This is a genomic window from Thermodesulfovibrio sp. 3907-1M, from assembly GCF_040450955.1.
Lineage (GTDB): Bacteria > Nitrospirota > Thermodesulfovibrionia > Thermodesulfovibrionales > Thermodesulfovibrionaceae > Thermodesulfovibrio > Thermodesulfovibrio autotrophicus.
Genome location: NZ_CP144373.1, coordinates 271,584 through 296,414 on the forward strand (window position 1 = coordinate 271,584; position 24,831 = coordinate 296,414).

31 protein-coding genes, 1 tRNA gene and 1 pseudogene are annotated in these 24,831 nt (G+C 35.1%); 16 read left to right on the plus strand and 17 right to left on the minus strand.

Going from position 1 to position 24,831, the window contains the following annotated elements:
• Positions 1-6: 6 nt before the first annotated feature.
• Complete coding sequence (miaA, locus tag V4D30_RS01490) at positions 7-939, minus strand: tRNA (adenosine(37)-N6)-dimethylallyltransferase MiaA (protein WP_353684488.1); 933 nt, start codon at positions 937-939, stop codon at positions 7-9.
• A 61-nt stretch (positions 940-1,000) separates the two neighbouring features.
• Here miaA and V4D30_RS01495 point away from each other — a divergent pair, with 61 nt between their 5' ends.
• The 5 genes from V4D30_RS01495 to V4D30_RS01515 are packed head-to-tail and all read left to right on the plus strand — an operon-like array spanning position 1,001 to position 4,575.
• Positions 1,001-1,762 (plus strand): flagellar motor protein, encoded by a 762-nt coding sequence (locus V4D30_RS01495; RefSeq protein ID WP_353684489.1) that lies wholly within the window; start codon positions 1,001-1,003, stop codon positions 1,760-1,762.
• Positions 1,759-2,400, plus strand: a complete 642-nt coding sequence (locus V4D30_RS01500; protein WP_353684490.1) for an OmpA family protein — start codon at positions 1,759-1,761, stop codon at positions 2,398-2,400. The genes V4D30_RS01495 and V4D30_RS01500 overlap by 4 nt, the downstream gene beginning before the upstream one ends.
• Positions 2,401-2,414: 14 nt before the next feature.
• Complete coding sequence (locus V4D30_RS01505) at positions 2,415-2,942, plus strand: PilZ domain-containing protein (protein WP_353684491.1); 528 nt, start codon at positions 2,415-2,417, stop codon at positions 2,940-2,942.
• Positions 2,943-3,809 (plus strand): flagellar motor stator protein MotA, encoded by an 867-nt coding sequence (gene motA, locus V4D30_RS01510; protein ID WP_353684492.1) that lies wholly within the window; start codon positions 2,943-2,945, stop codon positions 3,807-3,809.
• Entirely contained in the window at positions 3,799-4,575 is a 777-nt protein-coding gene (locus tag V4D30_RS01515; protein WP_353684493.1) for a flagellar motor protein MotB, read from the plus strand. Before motA ends, V4D30_RS01515 begins: the two co-directional genes overlap by 11 nt.
• On the opposite strand, the gene V4D30_RS01520 is transcribed toward V4D30_RS01515, so the two are convergent.
• From V4D30_RS01520 to V4D30_RS01535, 4 genes are read right to left on the minus strand one after another with little or no spacing between them, the layout of a single operon-like run.
• A complete protein-coding gene (locus tag V4D30_RS01520; protein WP_353684494.1) occupies positions 4,547-5,428 on the minus strand; it encodes a diacylglycerol kinase family protein in 882 nt (293 codons plus the stop codon). The genes V4D30_RS01515 and V4D30_RS01520 overlap by 29 nt on opposite strands.
• Positions 5,425-6,147, minus strand: a complete 723-nt coding sequence (locus V4D30_RS01525) for a 6-carboxyhexanoate--CoA ligase (RefSeq protein WP_353684495.1) — start codon at positions 6,145-6,147, stop codon at positions 5,425-5,427. Before V4D30_RS01525 ends, V4D30_RS01520 begins: the two co-directional genes overlap by 4 nt.
• A gap of 1 nt (position 6,148) precedes the next feature.
• Positions 6,149-7,087 carry a biotin synthase BioB gene (gene bioB / locus V4D30_RS01530; RefSeq protein ID WP_353684496.1) on the minus strand — a complete coding sequence of 313 codons (939 nt, stop codon included), beginning with the start codon at positions 7,085-7,087 and terminating at the stop codon, positions 6,149-6,151.
• Positions 7,084-8,607 carry a sodium-dependent transporter gene (locus tag V4D30_RS01535; RefSeq protein ID WP_353684497.1) on the minus strand — a complete coding sequence of 508 codons (1,524 nt, stop codon included), beginning with the start codon at positions 8,605-8,607 and terminating at the stop codon, positions 7,084-7,086. The genes bioB and V4D30_RS01535 overlap by 4 nt, the downstream gene beginning before the upstream one ends.
• Before the next feature lie 22 nt (positions 8,608-8,629).
• On the opposite strand from V4D30_RS01535, the gene V4D30_RS01540 reads away from it, so the two are divergent.
• The 6 genes from V4D30_RS01540 to V4D30_RS01565 all read left to right on the plus strand — a co-directional run bounded on the left by V4D30_RS01540 (position 8,630) and on the right by V4D30_RS01565 (position 12,508).
• The gene (locus tag V4D30_RS01540; RefSeq protein WP_353684498.1) at positions 8,630-9,688 is read left to right on the plus strand and encodes a radical SAM protein; all 1,059 of its coding nucleotides are present in this window, start codon (positions 8,630-8,632) and stop codon (positions 9,686-9,688) included.
• Positions 9,685-10,713: a uroporphyrinogen decarboxylase gene (hemE, locus tag V4D30_RS01545; protein WP_353684499.1), complete on the plus strand. Its 1,029-nt coding sequence runs from the start codon at positions 9,685-9,687 to the stop codon at positions 10,711-10,713. The genes V4D30_RS01540 and hemE overlap by 4 nt, the downstream gene beginning before the upstream one ends.
• Positions 10,706-11,356: a phosphoribosylglycinamide formyltransferase gene (gene purN / locus V4D30_RS01550; RefSeq protein WP_353684500.1), complete on the plus strand. Its 651-nt coding sequence runs from the start codon at positions 10,706-10,708 to the stop codon at positions 11,354-11,356. Before hemE ends, purN begins: the two co-directional genes overlap by 8 nt.
• A gap of 1 nt (position 11,357) precedes the next feature.
• Complete coding sequence (gene rsmD / locus V4D30_RS01555; RefSeq protein WP_353684501.1) at positions 11,358-11,861, plus strand: 16S rRNA (guanine(966)-N(2))-methyltransferase RsmD; 504 nt, start codon at positions 11,358-11,360, stop codon at positions 11,859-11,861.
• A 2-nt stretch (positions 11,862-11,863) separates the two neighbouring features.
• The gene (coaD, locus tag V4D30_RS01560; protein WP_353684502.1) at positions 11,864-12,355 is read left to right on the plus strand and encodes a pantetheine-phosphate adenylyltransferase; all 492 of its coding nucleotides are present in this window, start codon (positions 11,864-11,866) and stop codon (positions 12,353-12,355) included.
• 80 nt (positions 12,356-12,435) lie between these two features.
• Positions 12,436-12,508: transfer RNA gene (locus V4D30_RS01565), tRNA-Phe, on the plus strand.
• 364 nt (positions 12,509-12,872) lie between these two features.
• Here the strand turns inward: V4D30_RS01565 and V4D30_RS01570 are convergent.
• The 4 genes and pseudogenes from V4D30_RS01570 to V4D30_RS01585 all read right to left on the minus strand — a co-directional run bounded on the left by V4D30_RS01570 (position 12,873) and on the right by V4D30_RS01585 (position 14,241).
• Positions 12,873-13,079, minus strand: coding sequence for a hypothetical protein (locus V4D30_RS01570; RefSeq protein WP_353684503.1), 207 nt, complete (start codon positions 13,077-13,079; stop codon positions 12,873-12,875).
• 41 nt (positions 13,080-13,120) lie between these two features.
• A complete protein-coding gene (locus tag V4D30_RS01575) occupies positions 13,121-13,336 on the minus strand; it encodes a hypothetical protein (RefSeq protein ID WP_353684504.1) in 216 nt (71 codons plus the stop codon).
• A 49-nt stretch (positions 13,337-13,385) separates the two neighbouring features.
• A pseudogene (locus V4D30_RS01580) lies at positions 13,386-13,481 on the minus strand (transposase); the annotation flags it as partial.
• A gap of 457 nt (positions 13,482-13,938) precedes the next feature.
• Positions 13,939-14,241, minus strand: a complete 303-nt coding sequence (locus V4D30_RS01585; protein ID WP_353684505.1) for a hypothetical protein — start codon at positions 14,239-14,241, stop codon at positions 13,939-13,941.
• A 289-nt stretch (positions 14,242-14,530) separates the two neighbouring features.
• Here V4D30_RS01585 and V4D30_RS01590 point away from each other — a divergent pair, with 289 nt between their 5' ends.
• On the plus strand, positions 14,531-14,767 hold the full coding sequence (locus V4D30_RS01590) for a hypothetical protein (RefSeq protein ID WP_353684506.1): 237 nt from the start codon (positions 14,531-14,533) through the stop codon (positions 14,765-14,767).
• Positions 14,768-14,779: 12 nt separating this feature from the next.
• Here V4D30_RS01590 and V4D30_RS01595 read toward each other — a convergent pair whose 3' ends face one another.
• A complete protein-coding gene (locus tag V4D30_RS01595) occupies positions 14,780-15,019 on the minus strand; it encodes a hypothetical protein (protein ID WP_353684507.1) in 240 nt (79 codons plus the stop codon).
• A gap of 182 nt (positions 15,020-15,201) precedes the next feature.
• On the opposite strand from V4D30_RS01595, the gene V4D30_RS01600 reads away from it, so the two are divergent.
• Together V4D30_RS01600 and V4D30_RS01605 are read left to right on the plus strand one after the other, a co-directional pair.
• Positions 15,202-15,462 (plus strand): hypothetical protein, encoded by a 261-nt coding sequence (locus V4D30_RS01600; protein WP_353684508.1) that lies wholly within the window; start codon positions 15,202-15,204, stop codon positions 15,460-15,462.
• A gap of 138 nt (positions 15,463-15,600) precedes the next feature.
• Positions 15,601-16,311, plus strand: a complete 711-nt coding sequence (locus V4D30_RS01605; protein WP_353684509.1) for a nuclease-related domain-containing protein — start codon at positions 15,601-15,603, stop codon at positions 16,309-16,311.
• A 37-nt stretch (positions 16,312-16,348) separates the two neighbouring features.
• On the opposite strand, the gene V4D30_RS01610 is transcribed toward V4D30_RS01605, so the two are convergent.
• The 5 genes from V4D30_RS01610 to V4D30_RS01630 all read right to left on the minus strand — a co-directional run bounded on the left by V4D30_RS01610 (position 16,349) and on the right by V4D30_RS01630 (position 22,222).
• Positions 16,349-17,050: a phosphoribosylanthranilate isomerase gene (locus V4D30_RS01610; protein WP_353684510.1), complete on the minus strand. Its 702-nt coding sequence runs from the start codon at positions 17,048-17,050 to the stop codon at positions 16,349-16,351.
• Between the two features lie 240 nt (positions 17,051-17,290).
• Positions 17,291-18,709: a restriction endonuclease subunit S gene (locus V4D30_RS01615; protein ID WP_353684511.1), complete on the minus strand. Its 1,419-nt coding sequence runs from the start codon at positions 18,707-18,709 to the stop codon at positions 17,291-17,293.
• 1 nt (position 18,710) lies between these two features.
• Positions 18,711-20,993, minus strand: coding sequence for an N-6 DNA methylase (locus V4D30_RS01620; protein ID WP_353685148.1), 2,283 nt, complete (start codon positions 20,991-20,993; stop codon positions 18,711-18,713).
• Between the two features lie 204 nt (positions 20,994-21,197).
• A complete protein-coding gene (locus V4D30_RS01625) occupies positions 21,198-21,419 on the minus strand; it encodes a hypothetical protein (protein WP_353684512.1) in 222 nt (73 codons plus the stop codon).
• Positions 21,420-21,451: 32 nt separating this feature from the next.
• Positions 21,452-22,222 carry a hypothetical protein gene (locus V4D30_RS01630; RefSeq protein WP_353684513.1) on the minus strand — a complete coding sequence of 257 codons (771 nt, stop codon included), beginning with the start codon at positions 22,220-22,222 and terminating at the stop codon, positions 21,452-21,454.
• Between the two features lie 277 nt (positions 22,223-22,499).
• On the opposite strand from V4D30_RS01630, the gene V4D30_RS01635 reads away from it, so the two are divergent.
• Positions 22,500-23,381: a TIR domain-containing protein gene (locus V4D30_RS01635; RefSeq protein ID WP_353684514.1), complete on the plus strand. Its 882-nt coding sequence runs from the start codon at positions 22,500-22,502 to the stop codon at positions 23,379-23,381.
• 162 nt (positions 23,382-23,543) lie between these two features.
• On the opposite strand, the gene V4D30_RS01640 is transcribed toward V4D30_RS01635, so the two are convergent.
• Together V4D30_RS01640 and V4D30_RS01645 are read right to left on the minus strand one after the other, a co-directional pair.
• Positions 23,544-23,696, minus strand: a complete 153-nt coding sequence (locus tag V4D30_RS01640; protein WP_353684515.1) for a hypothetical protein — start codon at positions 23,694-23,696, stop codon at positions 23,544-23,546.
• A gap of 12 nt (positions 23,697-23,708) precedes the next feature.
• Complete coding sequence (locus V4D30_RS01645) at positions 23,709-24,035, minus strand: type II toxin-antitoxin system antitoxin SocA domain-containing protein (RefSeq protein ID WP_353684516.1); 327 nt, start codon at positions 24,033-24,035, stop codon at positions 23,709-23,711.
• A 407-nt stretch (positions 24,036-24,442) separates the two neighbouring features.
• Here V4D30_RS01645 and V4D30_RS01650 point away from each other — a divergent pair, with 407 nt between their 5' ends.
• Positions 24,443-24,718 (plus strand): DUF4145 domain-containing protein, encoded by a 276-nt coding sequence (locus V4D30_RS01650; RefSeq protein ID WP_353684517.1) that lies wholly within the window; start codon positions 24,443-24,445, stop codon positions 24,716-24,718.
• The last annotated feature ends 113 nt before the right edge of the window (positions 24,719-24,831 follow it).

Here is a 24,831-nt window from a genome sequence, read left to right on the forward strand (position 1 = left end):
AAAATATTATACTAAAAATTGAAAAATTTTTTCTGCAATCACTTGAGGATCGTGAATTTCTGTTATATCAAACCACATTATATCTTTTTCTTTTTTAAACCATGTAAACTGCCTCTTTGCATACATTTTTGTTCTTTTTTTTATAAGCCTAACTGCTTCCTCAAGGCTGTATAAATCAGCAAGACAGCCAGCTATCTCCTTGTAACCTATTGCCTGTAATGCCGGTAATGGGAAGTCTCCAGCTGCATTTTTCTTTATCAGGTTTAAAACATTTCTTACTTCTTCAATTAGTCCTTTTTTAATCATTTCATCAACTCTTTTTTCAATCAAGCTATATAGTTGTTTTCTGTTTCTTGTAAGTCCGATTTTTATAAAATCATAGGGCAGAGGTTTTGTAAGTTTTACATGAAACTCAGTAATATTTTTTTGCTCTTTAAAAAACACTTCCAGTGCCCTGATTGTTCTTCTTAAATCAGCGGGATTAATTTTTTTCGCATAATCAGGGTCAACTTTCTTCAGGAGCCCGTAAAGTTTGCCAGGTTGAGTTTTTTCTTCTTTCAGGAGTTGTTTTCTTAAACTCCAGTCAGCTTCAGGACCTTCAAAAATTCCTTCTGTCATGGCTCTCAGATAAAGCCCTGTACCACCAACAATCAATGGAATTTTATTTCTCTGAAAAATTTCTTCTATAATTTTTTTCACTTTTTCAATATATGTTCCTGTGCTGAAATACTCCCAGGGATTAACAATGTCTATCATGTGATGGACTACTTCCTTTCTTTGCTCTAAGGTAGGTTTTGCAGTACCGATATCCATGTATTTATAGATTTGCATTGAATCCGAGCTTATTATCTCAGCATTTAAAAGCTTAGCAAGCCTGATTGATACTTCTGTTTTTCCAACTCCTGTAGGTCCCAAAAGAATTAAAATTTTTCTTTTCATAGAATTTATTATACTTAAAAAGCCATTGATAAATTTTATTAATCTCTTTATAATTTAAGAAATGGATTTGGTAGCTTTACTTGGTTTAATCATCGGGATTGGTGCTATTATTGCCGGCAACATTGCTGAAGGGGGCACAACAGCACATCTTGTTCAGGCAGCAGCGGCTATTATTGTATTTGGAGGAACTCTGGGAGCTACTATTTTAAGCTTTCCATTGAAAGATATAATTACAGCCTTTGTTAGCTTAAAATTTATATTTTTCAGTAGAAATGTCAACTTTGAGGAGACCATAGAGACCATTCTTGATCTTCTGGTTATAGCCAGGAAAAGAGGGCTTCTGGCTTTACAGGAAGAAGTTGATAGAATTGATGACTCATTTTTAAAAAGAGGAATTACCTATGTAATTGATGGACTTTCTCCGAGCATTATTAAAGAATCACTTCAGCAAGAGATTTATGCCTATGAAGAAATTATAAGAAGAGCTGCCAGGGTTTATGATTCTGCAGGAGGATTTGCTCCAACTATTGGAATTATCGGAGCTATTCTTGGACTCATTCATGTTTTAAAAAATGTTACGGATCCATCAAAAATTGGTATAGGAATAGCAACAGCTTTTGTGGCAACTATTTATGGAGTTGGTTCTGCAAATCTTATATTTATTCCCATTGCAAAAAGAATAGTTAACAAGCTTGAAGATGAAATTCTTCTTATGGAACTCATGGTTGAAGGGATTCTTGGAATAGAAGCAGGAATGAATCCATACTTTTTAAGGGCAAAACTTGAATCCTTTGTTAGAGAGCGTCAGAAGGAAAGAATATGAAACCAAGAAAGAAAAATAACAACAACGAGGAAGAAAATATTCATCGCTGGCTTATATCATATTCTGATTTTCTAACTCTTCTGTTTACTTTTTTTGTGGCTCTCTATGCTCTGTCTACAGTTGATATTACAAAGGCTGAAAAAATGACCACTTCTTTAAGAAAAGTGTTCAAAGTTATTGATGAGCCAATATCATTTGAAGAAGACCGTAATAAAGCAATTATTGAAGACCTTAGAAAACTTTTAAATGATATTTCAGGAATAAACATAAAATCAGATGCCAGAGGTGTTGTAATAACTTTCCCAGATGCTCTTTTATTTAGCTCGGGTTCAGCTGAACTGAAACCTGAAGCTTATGATGCACTCACAAGAATTGCTGAAAAATTAAAGGAAATCCCGGGGAAAGTTGCAATAGAAGGGCATACTGACAATGTTCCAATAAGCTCTTCTATATATAAATCAAACTGGGAGCTATCTGCTGCAAGAGCCTCGTCAGTGCTACATTTTTTACTTCAAAAAGGACTCAATCCAGACAGATTTATGATCGCAGGTTATGGTGAATACAGGCCTGTTGCTTCCAATGATACTGAAGAGGGTAGAGCAAAAAACAGAAGGGTTGAACTTATCATACTCCGATGAGTATAATGGTAAATATGGAAGAAACATATCAGAGAATGAGAGAGTTTTCAAGAGTAGATGCCGTTATACCTCTTGGAGTTAGATTGATTTCTCCTGAAGAAAGACAAAAGGTAAAGGCAAGAATATCTGGAGAAGTAAGTTTCCCTCATACTCCTTCTGATGAGCCCTCGGATAAAGCAGTTGCTCAATGGATAAAACTCATCAACGCAAAGCTGGACTATCTAATTAATTTATGGAGCTTCAGGCAAGAGGGTTTTTGTGAACTTCCACTAACTGAGGTAAATATAAGCGGAGGTGGAATGAGTTTTATCTCTGATGCATCCTATAACAAAGGTGATATCCTTGAATTAAAGATGGTTCTTGAAGCACCTTCTCCTGTGGCATTATTTCTTTACGGAGAAGTTGTAAAATCTGAGTTGATAAATAACGGTTACAGAGTGGCTGTAAAATTTGTCAACATAGATGAGGATATAAGAGATCATATTGTAAGATTTGTTTTTCATCGTCAAAGACAGATATTGAGACAGAAAAGGGAATTATAGATGTTTGTAGTAATTGGTGGATTAGTTGTCCTTGGAAGCATAATCAGTGGTTATCTTCTTGAAAAAGGGAATCTTTCAGTTCTTTTTCAGCCAGCAGAGGTTCTTATAATATTCGGTGCTGCTATAGGTGCACTTGTAATAGCTTCTCCTCCGCATGTATTAAAAGGCGTTATTAAAGGAACAATCCAAACAATCACAGGTGGCAAAGGTTATTCAAAAAGAGACTACATGGATACGCTATTACTTTTAAGTGAGCTTTTTACAAAGATCAGAAAAGAAGGACTTATATCAATTGAGCAAGATGTGGAAGAGCCTGAAAACAGCACTATTCTTTCTAAATATCCTAAGTTTATGAAAAATCATCATGCAATGGCACTTCTTACGGATACCCTGAGAACAGTAATGACAACAACGGTCTCTCCATACGAGCTTGAAAGTATTCTTGACAGTGAGATTGAAACATTACATGAAACAGAATCAGGACCTGCAAGAAATCTTCTTAATATTGCTGACAGTCTCCCTGGACTTGGAATTGTGGCAGCAGTCTTGGGAGTTGTTTTAACAATGGGTAAAATGAAGGAACCTCCTGAAGTTATAGGACATTCTGTGGGAGCAGCTTTAGTTGGAACATTTATGGGAGTCCTTATGTGCTACGGATTTGTTGGTCCCTTAGCAAGAAGGCTTGAAGCAAGCGTAAATCATGAGAAAGAATACTTACAGGTAATAAAGTCTGCATTGATAGCCTTTGTAAGCGGAGCAGCTCCTCAGATTGCTGTTGAGTTTGCTCGTAGAAATATTCCTCCTCATTTAAGACCCACTTTCCATGAATTAGAAGAAGAAATAAGAGCATTGAAGAGTGGCAGATAAATCTAAAACAACAATAATAGTTAAAAAAATTAAAAAAGGACATGAAGCTCATCATGGCGGAAGCTGGAAAGTAGCCTATGCTGATTTTACAACAGCCATGATGGCTTTCTTTTTACTGTTGTGGCTAATTTCCATGCTTGAACCTGCAAAAAGAGCTGCAATTGCCGATTACTTTACCAATTTCAATCTTTTCCAATCAGGTCAGTCTTTTATGCAACAGACTTCAGCAATTCATGAAGAAGTAAAGCCAGCTCAAGCAGAAAATCCTGCAGAACGATTTAAAGAGCAGATGAAAAAGGCAATTGAGGAAAAACTTAAAGAGCTTAAAGATCACATCATGATAGATACAGTTGAAGGAGGAGTAAGAATACAGATTGTTGATCTTGAAGGTGAACCAATGTTTCCTCTTTCCTCGGCAGAGCCAACTGAAAAGGCTCGGGAGATTTTAAAGGTAGTTGCAGACAATATAAAGGATGAACCGGCAAAAATTGCAGTAGAAGGTCATACAGATGCTGTGCCTTTCAGAGGAGGCAAAACTACAAACTGGGAGCTTTCCACTGCAAGAGCCTCTTCAGCAAGAAGAGAGCTTGAAAAAAATGGAGTTGCACCGGAAAAGATTGCAAGAGTTGTTGGTTATGCTGATACAATGCCACTTATAAAGGATGATCCAAAGGATCCGAGAAATCGCAGAATAAGCATTATTTTAATGTTTGAAAAGGGACAGACACCATCACAAACTAATTATATTCAGGAAAAACAAGGTTAAGGGCATCCCTGATCAGTTCAACTTCAACAGGAGTTTTTCCAAAATAATCACCATCTATTTGAACATGGGCATCTCCTGTGATTTTTAAAGCCTCAGTTTTAAAATAATCAGTATTCATCATCTTAATGTGCTTTCCGATAATTACACCTAAAATCTGAAGGCTCAGCTCAAGTTTAGAACGAGTTTTTGAAAGAAAAACATAAAAATTGGGCTTTTTTAAGCTTGCATCCGGCGCAATCCTAAAAGAGCCTCCATAACATGAAGCTTTACATATAACAGCACTGTATGCTTTTTTCGTTGCAGAGTCATAAATTTTAAGCTCCTGGGGTGCATAATTAATCAGGGTTCTTATTCCACTTAAGATATAGGCTATTTTTTTAAAATATTTCTTCTTTTCGGAATCTACTCCAAACACTGCCATTCCATCAAAACCAATACCTGCCATAAGGATGAAAAGTCTTTGTTTCTCCTGATTTTTTATTCTTCCAAGATGAACCCTCTGAACATTTCCTCTAAGAGCAATATCAACTGCCTTTTCAATATTATCTGGAATCTTCAATTCCTTTGCAAGAACTGAGGTTGTTCCCATTGGAAGGATTGCCATTGGAGTTTCAGAAAAAGCAAGTCCGTTTACCACTTCATTGTATGTTCCATCTCCACCTGCAGCAATAACAAGTATTTCCCTATTTTTTATCTTTTTAGCAAATTCTTGAGCATCACCCTTTTTTTTAGTAAGCAGAGTTTCCACTGAAATTCCTTTGTTTTTCAATATATTTTCTGCTTTTTTAATCTTTTTTAAGGCTCCTCCCCCTGCTATGGGATTTCCTATTAAGACCACCTTTTTGTATTTCATATGACGATTACAGGAGTTTTTTCAAGAAATTTTATTAATTTATCAATTTTTAAGGGAGTTTTAACAAAGAAGGCTCTTCCACCAATGGCCTCGCCATGTTTTTTTATGTTCGTTATTCTTAAATATCCAAACTCTTTTGACGCAATGTATCCTGTAGTATAGTTTAGATTATCAGATACACAAATTTCAGCAACCACTTCAGAACATGATGCTACTTTTGATGCTACTGTTACTGCTTCAATAACTCTCTGAGGCTCAGATGTAAGATTTTTAATTTTTCTTAGAACCTGTATTTTTCTTTTTTTATCCATATGAATTCTTGACACTCTTACACCTCTTTCTTTGTTAGGTTCAATCCTGACTCCGGTTAAACAATCAATTAATGCAGCTCCTCTCATTTTCTGTCCCTTTATTACATTCCAGCCAGTAGTGATTGCCTTTTCTGAAATTCCCAGTTTAGTTAAATGCTCATTAATAATTTCCTTGGCTTTTTCAGGAGTTTCACAGAATACAGTTTTTATTGGAAGGGCTTTAATAAACTGAATTTGCTCTTTTATTTTCTCCAGTGTAAAAAAAATTTTATCTGGAAAACCATTTGGATGCTCCGTAGCCCTTTTAAAAAATTTTTTAAGAAATCTCTCCAGTTCATCAAATTTGTAAATTCCCTCTGCTCCAGAGATATGAATTTCTTTATCATGTTCAACTCTGCTGGCTCTCATTCTAAGGGACCACATGGTCAACCTCAAGTCCGTGATTTTCTACGAATTTTAAATCATCATTATAACTTCTTCCATGAGTTGTTAAATAATCGCCTGTCATTAAAGCATTTGCTCCAGAAATAAAAATCCACGATGCAAACTCACCAAGCAATGGTCTTCCCCCACAGATTCTTATATCTTTATCTGGCAGTATTAATCTAAACATTGCGATAATCTTTAATGCTTCCAAGGGAGACAAAACAGGCTGGCTCTCAAGAGGAGTTCCTTTTATTGGAGTAAGAAAATTAATAGGAACAGAATCCACATTAAATTCTTTTAAAAAATAAGCCATGTCAACTCTATCTTTCCATGTCTCTCCCATTCCAAAAACTCCACCTGAACATACCGAAACTTCGGCTTTTTTTGCTGCCTCCAGCGTGCGGACTTTATCTAAGAAACTATGGGTTGTGCATATTTTAGGGAAAAAATCTTCTGAAGTTTCAATGTTGCAGTGCAGCCTTTGAAGTCCGTAATCTTTTAAATAGGAAATTTCATCATAATTTAAAAGTCCTAAGGAAGCACAAGGTTTTATTCCATTTTTTGCAATTGTTTCAATAGCCTCAGCAATTTTTTTCATTTCTTGCTTTGATGGTTTTATTCCACTTATTACAATTGAGAATCTTTTAACTTTGTAGTTTTTTGCTTCCAGGGCTCTTTTTAGAATCTCATACTTATCCATTAAAGGATAAGCTGGTGCATGGGTTTTCCATCTTAAGGATTGAGAACAGAAAGAGCAGTCTTCAGGACAGGCTCCACTTTTTGCATTCACTATTGCACATAGCTCTATCTTGTTTTTTTTGTATTTTTTTCGCTCTGAGTTTGCCATAAAGATTAATTCATAAAAGTCTGTAGTTTCTAAAAATTTCAGTGTTGCCTCTTTTGAGTTTAACTCAGATGTCATTTTTTCATTACCCTCATATATCTTATATCTCTCATAACAATCTCACGGCTTTTCACTGCGATAACAGAGAGAAATACAAGAAATAATAAAATGAATAATCTTGCCACAATTTTTGTAATGCTATCGGTGAATACTACATTTTTAAAATCTCTAATTACCCAGAAGTAGAGTATTACAAAAATAAAAATCGGAGAGACAATGGCTACAATATAGACAAATAATTTTGGTAATCTAAGCGTTGTATTCAGTTTTAATTCTTTGTAAAAGTTATTTATTCCAAAAATCCATACAAAGACAATTATTTCAATCAATCCAAATCCAAGAAGCATGAAACATCCTGCCCAGAAATCAAGCTCATCTATAAAATCAGGCATAAACGCTGAAAAATGAGCTCCAAGAGTTATTAAAATCATTGATACTGTGACTGCCTTTGTATGTTCCCACTTCATTTCATCTTCAAAAAGGGCTATTAAAGGCTGGATTAATGCTAAGGAAGATGTAAGAGCTGCCAGAAAAAGCAACAAAAACCATATAAATGAAATAAGCCATCCAGATGGAAAATTCATTAGCACAGCAGGCATTGTCATAAAGCCAAGCCTAAAAGTTCCTTCCTTGGCAAGCTCAGGAATAGCTACAGCGGAAAACATTGCAAAAGCAGCTGGAATTGCAATTGAAGCACCTATCACAACTTCTACAAATTCATTAATTGAAGCGGTCCAGAGTCCTGCTTTTACAACATCTTCTTTAGCTCCTGCATAACTTGCATAAACTGCAATTGCTCCCATTCCCAAGGAAAGTGTAAAAAATATCTGTCCAGAGGCTTCAACCCAGACAACGGGATCCAAAATTTTTGAAAAATTAAGATTATATATGAATTTCAGTCCTTCAAATCCCTTCCATTCATTTGCTGAAATGCATATTAATCCAAGAAAAACTCCAAAGATAATTATTGCTGGCATCCCGATTTTTGCTGTAATTTCTATTCCCTTTCTTAAACCTTTTTGAAGAATAAACCAGTTAATTGCAATGGTTAAAAGGAGGAAAAGATAAGCCATAGTTGAAGGTTTTGTATATTCTTTAAAGAAACTTACATATGGCTTGACTGCTTCATGAGTATCAGAACTGATTACAGGAGTTGGCATCTGACCAAAAAGAGAAAGAAATGCGAAGCCCAAGGTCCAGGATTCAATGTATATGTAATACATGCAAATAAGTAAAGGTATGGCAACTCCTATTGAGCCAAGAATTCTTGCCCAGCTTGCATGATTGAAAAAAAGACCTAAAATTCCAGTCATAGAGCCATGACCACGTCTGCCTGCATATCTTCCTATGACCCATTCAACGATCATTAATGGAAATCCCAGAAGGAGCAGAGCAATGAAATAGGGAACCATAAAGGCTCCACCACCATATAAAGCAGCCTTTGAAGGAAATCTGAGAATATTTCCCAGTCCAACAGCATTGCCTGCTGCGGCAAGAATTAAACCAATTCTTGAACCCCATGATACTCTTTCCTGCATAGAAAATATATTATAATAAAAAATGAAGTTTGAGCCAAAATGGATAGCATGGGAGATAACCCGTAGATGCAATCTTCACTGCATTCACTGTCGTTCTTCTTCAGAAGAAGTAGTCAAGGAACATCCTGATCCTCCAAAGGAAGAATGTTTTAGAATCATAGATGATATATCTTCCTATGCTCAACCTGTTATAGTTCTCACAGGAGGAGAGCCTCTTTTAAGAGAGGATGTATTTGATATTGCAGAATACGGGCGTAGTAAGAATTTAAGAATATGCATGGCAACAAATGGGACACTGGTTGATGATGAAATCTGTAAAAAAATTAAAAATGTGGATATAAAAATGGTTTCTCTTAGCCTTGATGGTCCTGATGAAAAAACGCATGATGACTTTCGTCAGCAAAAAAGTGCATTTAAAGCAACAATAAATGCTGCAAAGCTTTTTAAGAAGTATGAAATTCCCTTTTTAATAAATTCTTCATTTACGAAAAGAAATCAAAAATTTATTGAAGATACCTATCATCTTGCAAAACAGCTTGGAGCAACTGCCTGGTATATGTTTATGATCGTTCCCACTGGAAGAGGTGAGGATTTGCTTAATGAGCTTATAAATAAAGAAGACTATGAAAAAATACTACACTGGCATTACGAGATGGAGAAAAATGAAAAGGACATGCTTGTAAGACCAACCTGTGCTCCTCAGTATTACAGAATAATTTTAGAGAAATCAAAAAAAGAGGGTGAAAAGTTTGAGAGAAGATCCCTGAAGTTTTCAACTGGAGGAGCGAAAGGATGCGTGGCAGCTCAGCTTATATGTCTTATAAATGTTGATGAAGATGTAATGCCCTGTAGTTACTTCCCGCTTTCAGCCGGTAATTTAAAAAACCAGAGTTTTCGTGATATATGGGAGAGCTCAAAACTCTTCAAAGAACTGAGAGATTTTAAATCCTATAAAGGGCGTTGTGGAGTCTGTGAATATTTAAATGTATGCGGAGGATGCAGAGCTCGTGCCTATTGTTTAAAAGATGACTATATGGATGAAGATCCTCAATGTAATTACATCCCAAGGAGATTTACATGAGAGATGCTTTTCTGAAAGCCTGTAAAGGTGTGAGACCTCCCTATACTCCTGTATGGTTCATGAGACAGGCAGGAAGATACATGCCAGAGTATCAAAAAATAAGGCAGAAATACGATTTTCTTACAATGTGTAAAACTCCTGAAATCGCTGCGGAAGTGACAATGCAACCTATAAAAATTTTAGATGTTGATGCAGCAATCTTGTTTTCTGATATTTTGATTCCCCTTGAGGCAATGGGTTTAAAAGTAGAGTTTATAAATGATAAAGGACCAGAGGTTTCACCCCCTGTAAGAACAGGGAGTGAGTTAAAAATTTTAAGACCTCTTGAATTGCCAGCTATAGATTTTGTTTTTAAGACAATTAAAATTTTATTAAAAGAACTTGATGTTCCGCTGATAGGCTTTTCTGCCTCGCCATTCACTCTTGCTACATATTTAATTGAAGGTGGTTCTTCAAAGGATTTTATTAATACAAAAAGATTTATTTTCTCGGAACCAGAGAACTTTCATAATCTCATGGAAATTCTTACTGATGCAACCATGCAGTATCTTCTTGAGCAGATAAAAGCAGGAGTTCATGCAGTTCAGATTTTTGATACGTGGGCTGGAATTCTTTCTCCATACGATTATGCCATATTCTGCAAACCCTATTTAAAAAAAATTATAGAAAAACTTTCTTCAACTGTTCCTTTAATCTATTTCTGCCCAAATACTTCAGGGCTTATCAATCATATTAAAGATTTAGAAGTGGATGTTTTTAGTCTTGACTGGAGAGTAGATATCAAAGAGGCTTGTTTGAATTTTGATTATAGACCACTTCAGGGAAATCTTGATCCTCTGGTGCTTCTTGGTAGAGAAGATGAAGTTTTAAAAAGAGTAAAAACCATATTAATTGATGGCAGATGTGCAAAATCTCATATTTTCAATCTTGGTCATGGTGTTAATATCAATACCAGTGTGGATGTATTAAAAAAAGTTGTTGATTTTATTCATGAATTTCGTTTTGAGGAGGTTAACCGTGCTTAAAATAGGAGTTTTAGCCTCAGGAAGAGGTTCTAATTTTCAGGCAATAATTGATGAGATTGAAGCTGGAAGCCTTCCTGCAAAAATAGAGATTCTTATAGTTGACAATCCAGAGGCTTATGCAATTGAAAGAGCTAAAAAACACGGGATACCTTATCTTTACATCAATCCAAAAGATTTTCCTACGAAGGAAGCATTTTATGAAAAAATAAGAGATGAGCTTTTAACCAGAGGTGTTGAATTGGTGGTTCTGGCTGGATTTATGAGAATTGTTAAAAAGCCATTGCTTGATGCTTTTCCAAACAGAATTATGAATATTCATCCCGCCCTACTACCTTCTTTTCCCGGACTTCATGGGCAGAAACAGGCAGTTGATTATGGAGTTAGAATAAGTGGATGCACTGTTCATTTTGTTGATGAGGGAGTTGATTCAGGTCCAATAATTATTCAGGCAGCTGTGCCAGTTCATCCTGAGGATACAGAAGATAGCCTTTCTGAGAGGATTTTAAAGCTTGAGCATAAGATTTATCCTGAGGCAATAAGACTTTTTGCTCAGGGAAGACTTAAGGTAGAAGGAAGAAAAGTAAAAATTTTAAATTATAGCCTTCCTGAAAAGTATTTTACAAATCCTGAGTTAGGACAATAAAATGAGTAAATTCAGGGCACAAAATACAGTAAGACCAACTCCTGCTGTAGTTAGAAAGGCTATTTTTGATATTTTACAGGATGTTGAGGATAAAACATTTGTCGACCTGTATGCAGGTAAAGGCTTTGTTGGAATAGAGGCATTAAGAAGAGGTGCCCGTGAGGTAATATTTGTAGAAAAGGATCCTGTTTTATGCATCTTTATAAAAAACACCGTCCAGAAAAAGAAACTCTCCGATAAAGCAAAAGTTTACAATCTGGATGCAGTGCATTTTCTTGAGCAGAGTTCCAGAGCATATGACATAATTTTTGCAGATCCTCCTTATGAATCAGGAGAGCTGGAGAGATTATTCAAACTATTTGAAAAAAAACTTATTGTTAAAGAAAACGGATTATTGATACTGCAGCATTACAAAAATGAATCATTAAGGGAGAGACTTAAAGCTCTTAAAATACATAAATGCTATAAATATGGTGATACTCTTTTAACTGTTTACAGGAGGTAAGAGTGAAGAAAATAGGAATTTATCCAGGAACATTTGATCCTATAACAAATGGACATCTTGATGTCATCAAAAGAGCACTTAAAATTTTTGATGAGCTTATAGTTGCTGTTGCAGTATCAAGTTATAAAAAAAATCCTGTTTTTACTGTGCAAGAGAGAGTTCATTTTATAAAAGAAACAACAAAGGGGATTAAAAATTTAAAAGTTGAACCCTTTGATGGTCTTCTCGTTGATTTTTTAAAAGAAAAGGGAGCTGTGGCTATTGTAAGAGGGTTAAGAGCAGTCTCAGACTACGAGTTTGAACTTCAACTTGCTCATGCCAATCGGAGACTTTTTAAAGAAGCTGAAACAGTATTTTTAATGCCTTCTGAAGAATACTCTTTTCTTTCTTCCAGTATTGTTAAAGAAATTGCATATTTTGGAGGCTCAGTAAAAAACCTTGTACCTGCAGTTGTGGAAAAGGCACTAAAGAAAAAATTTAAAAGTAGCGTTTAATGAGCAAACATTGCGTTTCTGTTTGACTTTTTAAGGTAAAATGTATTATTTTTAAATAATTAACCTGCTTTATTTTAAATGGGCAGGTAGCTCAGTCGGTAGAGCAGGGGCCTGAAAAGCCCCGTGTCGGCGGTTCGATTCCGTCCCTGCCCATTTAATTATAGTCCACTGAGGTGCGTTATTGCCCAGAAGACTTGAAAAAATATAGAAAAATCAATCAAAATATGTTCATTGTTGTCCATTATGGTTCAGGTAAAGCCAGATAATTTTGACGGTATTTATGACGGTAACTGTAAAGTTAGATAGTTTAGATACCGTAAGATGCTAACTGAAATAAAGATAAAATCAGCAAAGCCTAAGGAGAAGCCTTATAAGCTTTACGACAGTAATATTTTGTACTTACTGGTAACTCCTGGCGTTTTGACTACAGATTTAAAGGTACAGAAATTATCCCTTAGTTTTTTATTCTCTTCTGTTACTCCGGGGATTAATATAGCTTTTGTATGCTATGTAGAAGTTATATAACAAGTGTTGCTATGGCTTTATTTCTTAGTACTGATGCGATCTCCTTTGCTTTATCTTCAGCAAAAAACAGCTTAAGTGTATCTTCAAGACTGTCATACGTGCCATCAAAATCTGTTGCTATTGCATAGAATTCCTGTTTACTTGGAAGTTTTAATAACTGACCAATGTTTTCATCAGTTAAATGGAGTTCTTTAGCCAAATTATAAGGTAAAAAATAAACTACAGTATCTGCTATGGTTTTTATCCCCCTTTTTTATATATTTTTTCTTTGATTATCTCAGTTAGCTTATCTTCGAGGTGGCACTTGTCAAGAGTTTTGTGTCTGGCCATAGAATTTTCTGTTAAAAATCTGTCTGAGTTCATAGGCATTAGCCTTGAGTATAGGGACGGGTTTTTTCCATCTGCCCTGTAATAATCGCTCCCTCTGCAAAAACAGATTCGTCTCAAGTATTTCAACTGATTGAAAGTATCCTCCAAGCCTGAGCCTTATCTCCTCTATCCTCCGGTTAAAGTTCTCTACTGCATTGGTTGTGTATATGTGTCTTCTTATATTTTCAGGATATCTAAGGAAATTAAAATACTTCTCTGCCTTCTCCTTCAGTTATTTCATAAAATAAGGATAACTTCTCTGGTATCTATCTCAGAGGGCTTTAAACCTCTCTACAGCCTCCGCAAGACCTGCACTGAATTGTTTTATCTGATGAAGCTTTTTGAGAAACTCCTTGGATGCCTCCTTCCCCATATTCCTCCTTATGTTTCTCTTTAAATGCACAAAACACAACTGATGCTCTCAGCCTTCCTTACTCTCTGAGCCAAAAAACTCATAAAATCCATAGATATCCTTCTGCCCCTGAAGGGCTATCCCCATTCATCATAGTTGAGATTTACCTTGGTCTTAGCCCCTTACTTCAGGGATTCCTGTTTGGACCTTAGGGTTGTCATTCCGAGGGTGGCATTCCACCCGAGGAATCTCTGAGTCTTTCAATGCCGAAAAAAAACAAAGGAGATTCCTCGCTTCGCTCGGAATGACAAATTATGGGCAGGCTCGGAATGACAAATTATGGGCAGGCTCGGAATGACAAACAAAGAGCCCCTGACGTCAGGGATTCCTGTTTGGACTTAAGGTCAAGGCAGAAGGAGCCTTCAGAGAGCTGACGAGGGTAATAGCCATTGGCCTTGTTCCCAGGGCTATTTTTTAGAAATATCTGCCTTTCGGATTTCATTATCTGGTTAATCGTTTCCTCAAGAAGCCTTTTTATACCTGGATGCTCACCCATTAAAGCATCTCCAAACACATTCTCAACTGCCTGCCTGAATATTTCTTCCTTTGCTGCTTCATAGAGTTCCTTGTGGTTTTCCATGTCCCTTTTCCTCATTCAGGTTATTTTATTTTCAAAACCATATATTTTATACACAGACACAAGATTATTTTAACTTCCGATTAAGGACTAATCGGATGAATTTTCAGGGACAGAATTATGATCTAACCAATACCCATTTTCAGGGACATTGAATTTTGATCTAACACGGAGACAGAAAGTAATATTTAGTTAGGGAGTAAAAAATATGAGAAACCCCTTTGGGGTTCCAAAGGTTTCTATAGACACACTTGATTTGGTGAAATCTAATACAGGGGGTCTTTACTTACGAATGGCTGATAGTAAAGCAAACTTGAACTTTGCACTTCCTTTAGACAAACTATTTGAATTTTTTGAAGAGAGCAAATCTTTAGATAGAGTAAATATAGCATTATATAGTTTTGATAAGCTAGGGGATTACTTAAGACCTTTGGCTGCAGTTATGATTACAAAAGAACAAATTTATGAAATGAAAGGGATAGCCCGAGTAGCAGAAGCAGCCTACAGTTTTGAAAAAGATAAAGCGTAAGAACAAGAGTGGTTAGTCATCGATACTGTTGTGAACATTACTTAGAAGATGACTATATGCTGGATTCATAGTATAATCATAATGCCTTCTTGATTTTTCCTCAGAAATTTCGATCTCTTTTTTATTTTTACGTTTTCTATGTGAATACTGATTAATCATTTCTTCTATATCTTGGTTTGGGTCTTTTCTTTTAGCTGATGATATTTCGTCATCGTCTTCAGGTACCCACATCCAGAATTCCTTGACATCCATAGTTTACCTCCTGTAAATTTGTATTTGACTTATATAAATATTACTCTATGTTATAAATTATGTCAAGAGACAAAAGTAATATCTATGTAGAAAGTAGAAAATAAGTAAGTAAAAGAGTATAAAGGTTTAAAAATTTTATAATGAACCCCTTTGGGGTTAAAAAAATTTTTAATGGAGGGAAAATGGAAAGTTATATCAAAGAAGGTTATATCTTTTTTGTTTTTACCTCAGTTGATGGAGAGGCTGAGGTAAAAAGAAGTTTGTTGAGACAGATTTTAGTTCAATACGGGCTAGTAATATCTATAGGCGGACTGCTGGTATTAAAACCAGATGACCTCTATGTTGGAAAGACAATGGAAAAGTTAAGAGAAAGAGTTTTGAAGGAATTCGAATTTATTTTTCAAGAATACAAAACAAACTTTTCCAGAGCTATCTCAAGGTAGCTGTTTAATTTTCGCACTTTTTAAAACCCTGTAATGGAATTAATCCATTACAGGGATTTTTTATTGCAATCCCTTTTTAATGAGTCCCCGTTTTTTACTTTGAGTAATATTTATAAAAAATGTTGTAGGGGGTATCCCTTGAGAGAAATCGTCTTATCATCATTCATCAATGAAAGCCTTAACAAGTTGGAAAACAGCAGTATCCAAAAAAAGCTAATTGCTACCCTGGTATTCTTTGTCTCTGTTCTTACTTTTTTTACTCCTATAACTCATGTTGGTCTTGTTGGCTTAATAGTATCTGTTTTGCTTTTTGTTAACTCTCAAAAAGTTAACCCACGAAAAATCAGGCTTGAATCAGGTGCTCAAGGAGAAAATGTTCTTAAACAGACTTTAAGACGAATCTTGTCTGACAGCTATACTGCTTATTACGGGTATCAGACACAAAGCAATGGAGACGTAGACTGTATCGTCGTTGGACCTAAAGGGGTGATTCTTATTGAAGTCAAAAATCACAAAGGAACTATACTTTATGAAGAAAGAACAGGTTGGCGTTGCGTAAAGACTGGCAAAAAAGGAACTTACGAAGGTTTTATCAAAAACCCTGGAAAACAAGTAACAAAAAATTACTGGGAGATAAGAGAGTTGCTTTCTTCTTATGGAATAGATATTCCTGTATATGCAGTTGTGGTGTTTACAAACCCAAAAGCTACCCTGGAAATAAAAAGCCCTACTTTTGGTTATAAAGTTTTAAAAGTGGAAGACCTACAGAGTTACATTGATTCTTTACCTGAAAAAGTTTGTCCAAAGGCTATAGATAAAGCTAAGAAAGCTTTTAAATGTGAGAGTTAAGCCAGTGGTTTCTGGCTTAACTCCTAAGGTTAGTTTTTTATCTTACGCTGGATGTTACTAAAGAGTTGTTGACATTATTCATTCTTTCAAATGCCTGCTTTGCATTTTTTATGAATGCTTTTACTTTTTTAAAATCTTTATTTCCATCTTCATCTTCTACACCACTGTTTACATCTACTGCTACAGGATTAACCTGTAGTATAGCAAGCTCTATGTTATCTGGGTTTAGACCTCCAGCTAGAATAACTGGCTTGCTTAATCCCATGCTTATTCTTGCACTTACTTTCCAGTCGTGTGTTTTACCTGTCCCGCCAACCCTGTTGTCTGCTGCTGTGTCAAGTATTATAGCATCTACAAAGCTTGTATAAAGCGGTATTGTAGCAATTGACCCTGGAACGTTTGCATGAAATGCTTTTATAAGTGTTAGCTCAGGGGCTACTTTCATAATAGTGTAAATTTCTTCAGGAGATATGTCGCTATGTAGTTGAACAACACTACATCCTGTTTGCTCTACAAGACTGAGAACTTCCTTAGCTGTTGTTACGTGAGTTACCATAACGGGTACAATTTCTTCTGGTAAGACTGATATGGCAAGCCTTACAAAGTCAGGGTTGACCGCATCTAAGGTAAAATGCCTTGCTCCTACGATAAAGCCAACAGCATCTGGTTTTGCCTCTGAAACAACCTTAAGATCGTGTGCTGAACGAATACCACAGATTTTTACTTGATAACTTAGCATGAAAACCTCCTTAAAAGTAGAATAGATTGCTATCTATTTTATATTACTTTTTATTACTTTTGGCTTAAGTTATTCTTTGACATACTTTATGGAAAGCAGATTGGAGAGAGCTGTTAAGAATTCCACCTTCTTCAGGGGATTGGGAGTATGAAGTAAGTGAAAAAGTTGGGGGGGTGTAGAGATTCATTAATTACTCCCTATAATCCAAAGGGTGTAAATATTAACTCATAGGGGTCTTTTCTATTTTTCCTCTGATTTGGAAATATAGTCCAGTGCTTCTTTTTCATTTTTTTCGATAGCAATCTCTATTGCTTTTTTTGCTATCTCTAATAATTCCTTTGCCTTTTTTCTTGTCTCGTGAGATTTTTGAACTAATGAGGCGATTTGTTGCTGGGTTGAGAGGGGAAGAATGGGGATAAGTATTGATTTTATTTCTTTATCCGAAATTTTAGGTTGCCCTGTTTGAGTTTTTTTCTTTTCAATTTGGCTTTGGATAATCACCGATTGAAACAATATTTCCGCATACTCCGGGATGATTTCTTTGTTTAATTCCTTTTTAATTCTTAATCTGCCTGTATTATTTGAACAAAAACCACCAGAAAGTTCTTTATAAATTCTGTTTGTTTTTCCAATAGTATCACCAATTATAGCAATAACAATATCATTTTCTTGAAGGCTATTAGCTTCATCTATCGGGTAGTTATCTTTAATGTAAATAATTTTAGATTCATCAATACCTGTCTTACCTGTGAGTTCTTTTATCCTAATGTATGGTCTACTTGTTTTTTCTTCTGTGTAATAATCGGTAGATATAAAAATCCCCCGTCTAAAATCAAAAATTTTCTTTAAAAATTCTATCCGATGTTTTTTAGAAACAGTGCTTAAGATTTCCTCATACACAGGCTGGAAATATTCCGCATCTATTCTATAAGCAGAGAAGGTATCTGAAAGTTTAGCAGTATAGGTTTTTTTGTATCTTGGCTTGAAGTCTTTAAGCCCGAGTTCTTCTAAAAGCAAGCTTTCGGCTTGGGAGTAAAGAGATTCACTTTGTTTTAAAAGATTTTGAGCTTTTAAATACAGTATTTCTGTTCTTCTGATTATTTCTTCAGGTAATATAGGGATGGGTATTGTTTTTATATAACTTGGTGCAATATGAGGTTGTAATCCGCTATAAATTCCTCTTATCAAAATTTTCTGTCCATAGTTGGTAGTTAAAAAGACCCCTAAATAATAAGAGAATTTAAAAGTTGGTTTTGCTATTAATAAATCTGAAGAAGCAATAATTTTTTTAGGCTCTCCTGTATAAACTGTTAAATCTCCTACATTCCCTGACCTTACAAATAGTATATCCCCTTTTTCTAACAAATTTTTAGGCATTAGTTTTGCTTTTTCCTCAGAAATAAACTTTTTTTCTGATAGATCAAACATTAATGGTCTTACATTTTGGGCAAGTAAAAATAGATAATCTTGTTTTTCCTCTTCATATTCTCTTTTTATTTCCTTGGGATGAATAATTTCTTTTACAAGATTTTTGAAATATACAAATTTTTTCTTTAATAACTTCTGTTTTACTTCTAAATACTCTGGGTCGTAATACTCTGCATCAATCCTTTTTGCTCCTTCAAGTTCTGATAATTTTATAACGCTAAATACTGCCATATTACCTCCAAAAATCAAAATGATTATCGCCTTTTGCTAACTGTTCTTTGGCAAACTTAATGAAAGCCTCTGCTATTTCGTCCAAGTCGTGATCAATTACCGGGTGTCCGTATTCATCTAAGACAAGAGAGCCATCAGGGTTTTTCTTGTATCTATAGTCCCCGCTTTCATCCTTTACTGGCTTTTCATTAACAGCAAAGAAAATCGGATAATCTATTTCCTGCATTACTTTTCCATCAAGCCAGTATTTCTTAAAGGCAGATGTTATCCTATCCTCATTTAGAACTAAGCTTATCTGTCCTGCTAAAGTCCTTTGAGAGATTTCTTTGGTGAGTTTGTTTATCTTACTTTGTAGTGTCTTTATTTCTTTTCTCAATTCAGCTTTTCTTGCAGGGTTTGCACTTTTTAACTCCTCTTGTTTTTCTCTTAATACTTCGTCTAATTCGGATTTCTCCTGAACTAAAACATTAAGGGTTTTCTTTCCTCTGTTTTCTTCTTCTGTCTCTTCTGTTTCTTCACTTTCAGCCACATCTTCTGGTAATTCCTCAATTTCTTCTCTGCTTTCAAAATAGGTTTCCAAGAAAGAGTTTAGTTCTTCAGGAATTTCTTGTTCAGCTACCGAACTATCCCAGGTTAAATCTTGATATTTTTCTTTTAGTTTTTTCAAAAATTCTTCCCATTCACCTTCATATTTTGCCTTTGTCTGTTGAGTCTTCTCTTTTTCTTCATCTGTGTATTTTTGTAAGAACAAAATGCTTGTCTTTGTTCCTGTATGTGGTTTGAATGTGTTGACATGCAGTCCTACCACTGCTAAAATTCTTGCCTCATCGATAATAAATCTGCGGATGTATTCAGCATTTGTATTGTTTAGTAAGCCTTGTGGCAAAACAATAGCCATTCTTCCACCAGGTCTTATAAATTGGAGAGAACGCTCTAAAAAGAGAATGTGCCTTTCGGTTTTGTTTTCCCACTTTCCATTTCTTTCAGCTAGTTTATAGAGTTTTAAGATATCCCTTTCTTTTACTGTTCCAGCAAATGGTGGGTTGGTTATTAAGACATCAAAATCAAAGTACAAAAACTTTTCTTGATTTTCCCTGTCTTTTTCAAGATTATTAGGAAATCTTAAGAGCCTGCTTCTTAAACCTGATTTTGTTTCATCTTCCCATGTATGAGGCGCTAATGAGTTGTCTTTATAGACATGGGACTTGCCATCCCCTACAATGAGGTTAATTGCTTTGGCTATCTTTACGGCTTTTTTTGCAAAATCAATTCCATAAATCTTGTTTTGAGCAAAGTTTCTCGCATTTTCAGGTAGAGGTTTACCGCTTATCATGCCTCCTGCAACCCACATTACAGAATGTAAAAGGAATCCAGCAGGACCACAAGCAGGATCAATAATAAACTCATCAGCTTTAGGATTAAGCATTTTAACAGCCATATCTGCAATGGGGCGGGGAGTAAAAAACTGCCCTTCTTTCTTCTTGGAAACCTGAGGAATTAGATACTCAAATGCTTCATCAATGATCCGAAGATTAGAATTGAAAAGTTTTATTTTTTCAAGAAAGGAAACGCAAATTTTTAAGTGGTCATTTCTTAACTCAATTTTATCTGTTGGCTCAAAAATTCCTTGCCATTCTCTCTTTGCTCCTTCTAATAGATTTGCAATTGCTCTTTTTACTTGTTCTGGGCTTCTGTCACCAACGAAGAATTCTAACTGATAATATGGGTCGTTAATCCCTCTCCATTCATCGTAGAGTTTGGCATAGATTAACTTAAAAGTCTCTTCAAATGGGTCTACTCCTGCATTGCCTAAAACAAGCTCCTCTAGGTCTAGCAGTATCTTTTTAAGGGTAGTTTTACCTTGCTTTAATTCATCATGCTCTTCAAGCCATCTAAGAGTCCATCTTTCAGTTAAAATATCTCTTAGTGTTTCTCCTGCCTTGGGTATTCTTGGAATTTCTACAAAGATATTAGGTTCTTCTCGGTGAAGCCTTATTGTTTCATTTCCATTAGACCAAATACCAATCGGTGCTCCTTCAGCATTACAATAACTCTTTAATTGTTCTAACCCTGCGGTTCTTTGAGGTCTTTTTATTTCAAAAATTATGTAGGGATGCTGAAGGTCTTCTTGAAGGACAACTATATCTGCTAAACCAGAATCTCTTGAGCCAAAATAAATCACCCTTTCAACATCTATCCTTTCTTTCGGATAGTTATATTCGTTTAATAATCTATAAACCCAAAGTTGCCTTACAATTTCTTCAGGTTTTGCGACAGTCGCCAGATATGGCGACTATGATATTACATTTTTCGACTCGGAGAAGATAATTCTCCGGGTTGAAAGAGAGATTGGTGAGCCTAGATGGCTCACTAACCTCGTCCTTAAAAGGGATTTAAAGAGAGCGGCAGAGATAGCCGCTCTCTTTAAATAAAAGTCCTGCCCCACCCCCCAGGGGCAGGATTTTTTTTTGTCTTTTTTTAGGGTAGGTTAGTGGTTAATCATAATAGGTATTTCGTTACCGTCTTCATCAACTATGTATACTTCAGCAGAACTTATAACTTTGTCTATGTTTTCTTCAACTTTTTGGGGGTCTACTCCTACTTCAATAAGTGCTTTTTTAAATACAGATTTAAGCTTCTCATTTTCTTTAAGGATTTCTAGCTCCAGTTCTGTTAACCCAAAGTCTGTTAAGTTTTCCTTTTCTTTCACTTTTAAACCTCCTTAGGTTTTTTGTTGTTTTATTATATCACTACTTGTTTATCTTTTGTTATCTCGATTAGTCTGCTTTTTGCGATGGTTTCAATCTCATCTGGATCACAAAATTCGACTATCTTTATTTTGTTTTTTAGAGAGTCAGTCATTTCTATTCCTATTGACTTCATCAGTGTTTCACACTTTTCAATTAGTGTGGTTTTCTTTGAGATTCCTGCTACCCTTACAGTGTGAGTAGGCATCACTATCTTCTGAATCTTTACGTTGTCTCCCTTAAACCGCTGCTCTACTTCTCTTAACAGTTCATCCTGGTTTACATTCTCTTTTAACTTCACCACCACCCTTACAATGTCTTCAGGATTATAGCTAAGCTCTGGAATATTGTTCTCACTTACTTCAATCTGATATATGTGTCTTACGGGTAGCTCTACGAAGTTGTGGCTGTCTTTCTTAAGGTCGTGTATCCAGAAACCTTTTGGTTCATCTTCACCTATCTGTCTTCTAATAGGACTACCTGCGTAAAATATTTTGCTGCCAATTTTCTGTGCCCTGTGTATGTGACCCAATAAACACCACTTAACTGAAAGCCCTTCAAGGGATTCTTGAGTATAGTCAAACTCTGGTAATACGCTTCCTGAGTTAACTACTGCCTTATCTACCGTTCCATGAGATACAAACAGATGCGGAGTACTGCTATCTAATTTTAGACTTTCATCTATCATACCACGTAACTTGTTTAACTCATCAGCAACAGAGACATCAGGATTCTTCCCAAGTATTGGTAAGCTTGCAATAGCCAACACTGCACCTACATAGCTTTTTGAGAACTTCCCAGCCTTACTTAGGTAAACTACTTCTGGAGTGCTGCTTATGTAAACTGGATACTTGGTGGATACATGTTTGATTAAGTCGAGATTGCCCCCATCATGACTTTTAGTTCCTATTAAGACAAATACACTTGAGTATTCAGCAAGAGCTTGTATAAAGTGTAAAGCATCTATCAGCGCTTTTGAATCATGATACTGCTTGGAATGCGTTACATCACCTGCAATAATACTAACCAGTGGTTTTGTCTCTATGTATGAATATGGAAACGAAGTACTTTTATCTAGTTCTAATGTAGGAGAAATAATTCAGCAGGCAACTTATAGAAAACCTGCAAGTGTTTTTGAAAAGTTTTACAGAGTACTTAAAGCTTTAAATAACCTAGAAGAATATTATATGGAACCTATATCCCCTAGAAGTTTATGTAGAAGTTACGAAGACTCTATATCAATTTTATTCGAGAACGAGTTCAAGAATTGCCTTGATTTTTCTGATACGGTTTTAAATAAGGTACTTATTCCTTATTTAGCTGCCATGAGTTACTCAATCACTGATGGAGAGGTTATTAATCTAATTAAAGATGGACTTAAACCTTTAGGATATGTAAAAGCTGAAAGAGGCATTTTCAATAATTCTCCTGTAAAACCAGAATATATTCAAATAACTCCAAAAGGCTATGAAAAAATTGAAGAACTCAGAAAAGAGCTGGAGTTAGAAACCAATAAAGTCTTTGTTGCTATGCCTTTTAAAGAGGACGATAAAGAACTACAAGAAATATATCAGACTATTCAAGATGTTTTAGAAAATTTAGGATACAGTCTTATTCGAGTAGATAAAATTGATTACACTGGTTACATAATAGATAAAATAATGAGTGAAATAAAAGAAAGCAGATTTGTGATATGTGTTTTGACTCCCGAAAAAGGTAGAGAGGATCCAAATCTCAATGTAATGTTTGAATTTGGATACGCTGCGGGATTAAATAAGGGAATAATTCCTTTATGTAATGAAATTTTTAAGGATAAGTTGCCTTTTGATATAAAACAATTTAATACCATTTTTTATGAAAATAAAGAAGAGTTAAAGGAACGATTAACTAATAGAATAAGAAATATTTATGGTAAAAGAGTCTGATTAGTCTCTTAAAAAGAATTTTATCTTTTTTTACTTTCTGAAGAGGATACTCTTATCTTTTTACAAGTTGATGTAATTTACCATGATCTAATCAGAAATTGATCTGGTTTACTTCTTTGAAAAACTCAAGCCTCTCAAATAAAATTTCCTTCAAATATTCAGTCATATCTTCAAGTTCATCTTCATACAACACATTTCTGTTCTCTTTCCTCTTTCATAAGCTTTTTTCCAGGCTTTTATTTTCTGATGCGAGGCTTCATAAAAGTCCTGAGCTTTAATCCATTCTGCAGCATAAATCTCTATGAGTTCCTTCATTTTTTCAATCTCTCACACTGAGAAACGATCTTCATCAGCCTCTTTTACAGGGATTATTACAATGTGATCATCATGTTTTTTCAATTTGTAAAGTTCAGGATCTGTTGATTCGAGATTTTTCAGTTTAAAATAAATTTCTTCCGGAACAGGACCATGTTTGTAGGCTTTAAATTTTAAACCAAAAGCAGGAATACCCCATTCCTTGACAGATTCAAATTCAAGAAAAGCAAGATATTTCAAAATCTGTGTGAGTGTGGGATATTTTCCTGTCTTTTCAAAATGCTTTTTTGCAAACCAGACTATAGCGTTGTTGAGTCTTTTCGGATTATATTTGAGCATGTTCCAATTTTTGGTGTAATGTTTTTTTGATATTTGTTTTGATATTTAATATTTAGGTTTAAATTTTAAAAAAAGCAAGGTTTGGGAAAGCACTCTATCAAATTTCTCTTAATTTCAACTCTTTGTTTCAATTTAGTTTTATCATCAATCCATACACAAAATAGCTCAATTTTAAAATTTTTTGTGATATTATATTAATAATGGAATTTGTATCTCCTAATTTTATGGAGTCCGCCTTTACATGTCCTTATTGTAAAATATGTACAAAACATCAATGAGAATGCCTTGGAACACGTTATTTAAAAGAATTACAGAAACCAGAATTTACCCATTCTCACGACCTGAGAGTCCCTGTCACAGTATTAGAAGAAATTTGGGTTTCAATTTGTGATTACTGTAAAAATTTTATGCTTTGGTTGAATGATAAAAAGAAAGGGAAACCAGAAATAGTTTATCCTATTTCTTCTGCTGTTTTACTCCCTCTCCCGAATTCTGACATGCCAAAAGAAGTTAGATTAGATTATGAAGAGACAGCTCAAATAGCAAAGTTTTCACCAAGAGGGGCAGCAGCCTTACTTCGTTTAGCAATTCAAAAACTTGTGAAATACTTAGGTGAAGATGAGAAAAACCTAAATCAAGCAATTGGTACTTTAGTAAAAAAGGGACTTCCTCCTGAAATATAAAGAGCTTTGGATACGATACGTATTATAGGTAATGAAGCTGTTCATCCTGGGGTATTAGATATCAGAGACAATGAAGAGATTGTATTTTCGTTATTTGGAATTATAAATTTCAT

Coding starts and splice junctions, on each gene's coding strand:
- miaA (WP_353684488.1), bottom strand. CDS start 939: ATGAAAAGAAAAATTTTAATTCTTTTGGGACCTACAGGAGTTGGAAAA.
- V4D30_RS01495 (WP_353684489.1), top strand. CDS start 1,001: ATGGATTTGGTAGCTTTACTTGGTTTAATCATCGGGATTGGTGCTATT.
- V4D30_RS01500 (WP_353684490.1), top strand. CDS start 1,759: ATGAAACCAAGAAAGAAAAATAACAACAACGAGGAAGAAAATATTCAT.
- V4D30_RS01505 (WP_353684491.1), top strand. CDS start 2,415: ATGGAAGAAACATATCAGAGAATGAGAGAGTTTTCAAGAGTAGATGCC.
- motA (WP_353684492.1), top strand. CDS start 2,943: ATGTTTGTAGTAATTGGTGGATTAGTTGTCCTTGGAAGCATAATCAGT.
- V4D30_RS01520 (WP_353684494.1), bottom strand. CDS start 5,428: ATGAAATACAAAAAGGTGGTCTTAATAGGAAATCCCATAGCAGGGGGA.
- V4D30_RS01525 (WP_353684495.1), bottom strand. CDS start 6,147: ATGAGAGCCAGCAGAGTTGAACATGATAAAGAAATTCATATCTCTGGA.
- bioB (WP_353684496.1), bottom strand. CDS start 7,087: ATGACATCTGAGTTAAACTCAAAAGAGGCAACACTGAAATTTTTAGAA.
- V4D30_RS01535 (WP_353684497.1), bottom strand. CDS start 8,607: ATGCAGGAAAGAGTATCATGGGGTTCAAGAATTGGTTTAATTCTTGCC.
- V4D30_RS01540 (WP_353684498.1), top strand. CDS start 8,630: ATGAAGTTTGAGCCAAAATGGATAGCATGGGAGATAACCCGTAGATGC.
- hemE (WP_353684499.1), top strand. CDS start 9,685: ATGAGAGATGCTTTTCTGAAAGCCTGTAAAGGTGTGAGACCTCCCTAT.
- rsmD (WP_353684501.1), top strand. CDS start 11,358: ATGAGTAAATTCAGGGCACAAAATACAGTAAGACCAACTCCTGCTGTA.
- V4D30_RS01585 (WP_353684505.1), bottom strand. CDS start 14,241: ATGGAAAACCACAAGGAACTCTATGAAGCAGCAAAGGAAGAAATATTC.
- V4D30_RS01590 (WP_353684506.1), top strand. CDS start 14,531: ATGGCTGATAGTAAAGCAAACTTGAACTTTGCACTTCCTTTAGACAAA.
- V4D30_RS01595 (WP_353684507.1), bottom strand. CDS start 15,019: ATGGATGTCAAGGAATTCTGGATGTGGGTACCTGAAGACGATGACGAA.
- V4D30_RS01600 (WP_353684508.1), top strand. CDS start 15,202: ATGGAAAGTTATATCAAAGAAGGTTATATCTTTTTTGTTTTTACCTCA.
- V4D30_RS01610 (WP_353684510.1), bottom strand. CDS start 17,050: ATGCTAAGTTATCAAGTAAAAATCTGTGGTATTCGTTCAGCACACGAT.
- V4D30_RS01615 (WP_353684511.1), bottom strand. CDS start 18,709: ATGGCAGTATTTAGCGTTATAAAATTATCAGAACTTGAAGGAGCAAAA.
- V4D30_RS01635 (WP_353684514.1), top strand. CDS start 22,500: ATGTATGAATATGGAAACGAAGTACTTTTATCTAGTTCTAATGTAGGA.
- V4D30_RS01640 (WP_353684515.1), bottom strand. CDS start 23,696: ATGAAGGAACTCATAGAGATTTATGCTGCAGAATGGATTAAAGCTCAG.
- V4D30_RS01645 (WP_353684516.1), bottom strand. CDS start 24,035: ATGCTCAAATATAATCCGAAAAGACTCAACAACGCTATAGTCTGGTTT.
- V4D30_RS01650 (WP_353684517.1), top strand. CDS start 24,443: ATGCTTTGGTTGAATGATAAAAAGAAAGGGAAACCAGAAATAGTTTAT.